This window comes from Mycolicibacterium peregrinum (assembly GCF_001665625.1).
GTDB classification, from domain to species: Bacteria; Actinomycetota; Actinomycetes; order Mycobacteriales; family Mycobacteriaceae; genus Mycobacterium; species Mycobacterium peregrinum_B.
In genome coordinates, this window is the sequence record NZ_LZSY01000174.1 from 1 (window position 1) to 2,852 (window position 2,852).

Genomic DNA, 2,852 nt, shown 5'->3' on the forward strand with positions numbered 1-2,852 from the left:
CGTCTCGGTGAACAAGAAGTCGTTCAAGGCCGCACCGGTGCGCGTCACCCTCAAGGACGTTCACATCAAGGTGGACGGCTGCGTCGGCCAGTCCTTCCTGCGGTCCTACGCGACCCTGACCAGCTCCACCATCGACACCGACGATGTGGTCGCCTACTACGGCCTCACCAAGTCGGTCTGAGGGGAACCGTCAGGTAACCGGTTGCAGCACCGGGCCGGCGGCCTGGTTGTACAAGTCCGCGGCCGCGTTCATCGCCGCCTTGATGGTGTTGTAGTAGTGCGTGCCGACGCCGCCGCCGCGGAACTTGAGCAGCTGTGGGTTCTGCGCCAGCGTGGCCGCCAGCACACTGTCGCCGTTGATGGCGTATTTCTTGGACGCCTCAGTGAACCGAGCGATGAACCGGGCGATCGCCTTGTTGGGGTCCTGACGCTCGGCGACGGTGCCGAAACTGGCCTTCTCCTGGAACAGGCCGATGACCTCATCAGCCGCGCCACCTGAGCTGCCATAGGCCTGCACACCGCCAGAGGCGGTCGGGCGGAACGTGGACTCGATCTTCGCGGTGGCGATGACGGTCTTGATCTGGTCTTCGCTGAGTCTGGCGGCGTGGCCCTGGCTCACGATGGCCTTGACGATGTCCTGCGCGCTGGAGTCCTTGCCGACCACCACCGGTGGCGGCGTGGGGACCACGGCTGCGGCGTTCTTGGTGACTGGGTCCACCGCAGGCGGTTGCTCCACCGCCACCACGGTGTTCCGGTGCGTCGGAGCAGACAGCAGGGTGGCACCGCCGAGGCCGGTAGCGACGAGCACAGTGGTGATGATTTTCTTTGCGCGGTTCTGTTTTCCGAACGCCTCGGTTGGTCCGCCGAACTTCGGCATGGTCGTACTCTCTTCTGTGATCTGCGAAAATTTGTGAGCCGTGTCCGACGCGCCCGCCCGCTCCCACCGCCATTCAGACGCCAAAAGACAGGGATGGACCGTGCATCGGTCACGCTGGGGCGGCCACGCGCCGATCCGACCAGATGCACGCGACTAAGAGTTTGCTATGTGCGATTCAGCCGAGGCGACGCAAGAGTCAGCCCACCGCCGACACGTCACATTTATGGCAACTACCACCCTTAATGCCACAATGTGATCGGTGTCACTCTACCTGGCACTACAGAGGTGTAGTAATTAGCCGAGAACTGTATTAGAACATCCGAAATCTGGCAAAACCCCAGTACAGGTCTGTCCGACGGCGGCCAGTAGAAGCCTGGTCAATGATCAGCTTCCCGTTTGCCGAGGCGCACCCCGACGCTTTGCGTAGCCGCCGCTAGGTGCACAAATATTGTCCGTTGAGCACGCAATTCGAAGGCGGCGCGTACGACCCGGACAACACGCCTCTGAGGCCCCCAGTGGCGGTACCGCCAGGTGCAATGATGCGATTCCAATTCGCGGGCGTGAGCACATAGTGCGTGCCATACCGCGTGATGTTGCTGCTCCACGTGTGCGAGACGGATTCGCCCATCGGCAGGTCGAATTCGAGCTTCCAATCGGACAGCGGCACGGCGCTCGGGTTGGTGATCGTGAAGTGGCCGATGAAGCCGGTCTGCCACGTCGATGACACCCACAATCTCGCCGCGGGCGCGGCCGCTTGAGCTACGGGGGTGATGACAAGCCCGGGCATGGCGACCAGTAACGCCGACACCGCTACCTGAACCGCTGTGCGCCAGCGCTTCACGTATGAACGCAATCCCGCCATGGTGGCAAAGTTAGAGCCACCCGGGCGATGTCGACGCCTCGCATCGCGGCTCCGCTGCAGTACCTTTGCGCAACTGAAACCGTCACGAAATCTCCGGTCTCCCCGATTCGCTGATTGAAACCGGCACCCCGGCCCGGAAACCGCAGGTATAAACATCGTCAGCCGACGATGGCTGGGAACATGCGGACAGTTGTGGTGATCCGCCGGAAACGATCGGGACAGCATGGGTCGGCACAGTGCCTCGCATATCGCAGCGCAACATCGACCTTCCGCCGGACCGACCGGATCGGGAGCAGCAATCTACGCTGGGCGCGTCGGATTGTTGGCGCTGGGTTTGGGCATCGGCGCGGCGGTAGCAGGCAGCGCCGGAATCGCCAATGCCCAAGGCACCCCGGACAACAACGGCGGTTCCGCCGCACATTCGTCGGATTCATCGACTGGCGCCGGCACGGTGAAGAGTCCCCCCTCCGTCGGATCGCCTGGCGCCAAGACCCGCAAGCCCGGGTTGTCACCCACGCCAAGAATCAAACCGGCCAACAGCCGCCGGGCTCCGATCGGCGACGAGCGGGCGGCCGCTGCCGGCCCAGCGTCGATACCGGGGTTGTCCCTTCGCATTTCGCGGAAGGTCCCGGCTCCCGCGCGCTCCGCTGCACCTGCCAGAGCGACCGAGGCCTCGACCTCACCCACGAGCGTGCGTCCCAACGCCACTCGGATCCGCTCGCGTCTGGCCGCCACGCCGACCGCCGGCCCGACTCGCACCGGCTCTCCGGCCACGGCACCGTCGGTCGGCTTGCCGGCGGAGGCGAATACCGGTGGTGCACCGGCAGTTCCGATGCCCATGGTGCAGGCGGTGCTGCAGTTGGTCCACCGGGAAGTCGAACGCTTCACCCTCGCCGCCAACCACTTCGGGCCGGCGGCCAGCTCCACCCCGATCGGCGTCAACGCTGTTCCGGCGATCGCACCGGGGGTCCCGACCCCCGCTGATCAGGTCCCCACCGTCTACGGCGATATCGGCAAATGGATGCTGCAGTCCAACGGGCAGATATCCGATTACGGTGGACTGCCGTACCAGGGCAGGACGGTGCTGGAGCCGGTCAACGTCATCATCGTCGA

The 2,852-nt window shown here is 64.5% G+C and carries 4 protein-coding genes and 1 pseudogene; 2 read left to right on the forward strand and 3 right to left on the reverse strand.

The genetic code is table 11. From position 1 onward, the window contains the following. Positions 1-181 (forward strand): MspA family porin (locus A5779_RS28010; protein ID WP_207549128.1); only part of this gene is annotated, 181 nt, incomplete at its 5' end. 9 nt (positions 182-190) lie between these two features. On the opposite strand, the gene A5779_RS28015 is transcribed toward A5779_RS28010, so the two are convergent. The 3 genes from A5779_RS28015 to A5779_RS28025 all read right to left on the reverse strand — a co-directional run bounded on the left by A5779_RS28015 (position 191) and on the right by A5779_RS28025 (position 2,579). Next, the gene (locus A5779_RS28015) at positions 191-877 is read right to left on the reverse strand and encodes a hypothetical protein (protein ID WP_064887004.1); all 687 of its coding nucleotides are present in this window, start codon (positions 875-877) and stop codon (positions 191-193) included. A 433-nt stretch (positions 878-1,310) separates the two neighbouring features. Then, positions 1,311-1,739 carry a cellulose-binding domain-containing protein gene (locus A5779_RS28020; protein ID WP_064887005.1) on the reverse strand — a complete coding sequence of 143 codons (429 nt, stop codon included), beginning with the start codon at positions 1,737-1,739 and terminating at the stop codon, positions 1,311-1,313. Between the two features lie 300 nt (positions 1,740-2,039). After that, positions 2,040-2,579 carry a hypothetical protein gene (locus A5779_RS28025; protein WP_064887006.1) on the reverse strand — a complete coding sequence of 180 codons (540 nt, stop codon included), beginning with the start codon at positions 2,577-2,579 and terminating at the stop codon, positions 2,040-2,042. On the opposite strand from A5779_RS28025, the pseudogene A5779_RS28030 reads away from it, so the two are divergent. Then, a pseudogene (locus tag A5779_RS28030) lies at positions 2,572-2,852 on the forward strand (hypothetical protein); the annotation flags it as partial. The gene A5779_RS28025 and the pseudogene A5779_RS28030 sit on opposite strands and share 8 nt — an antisense overlap.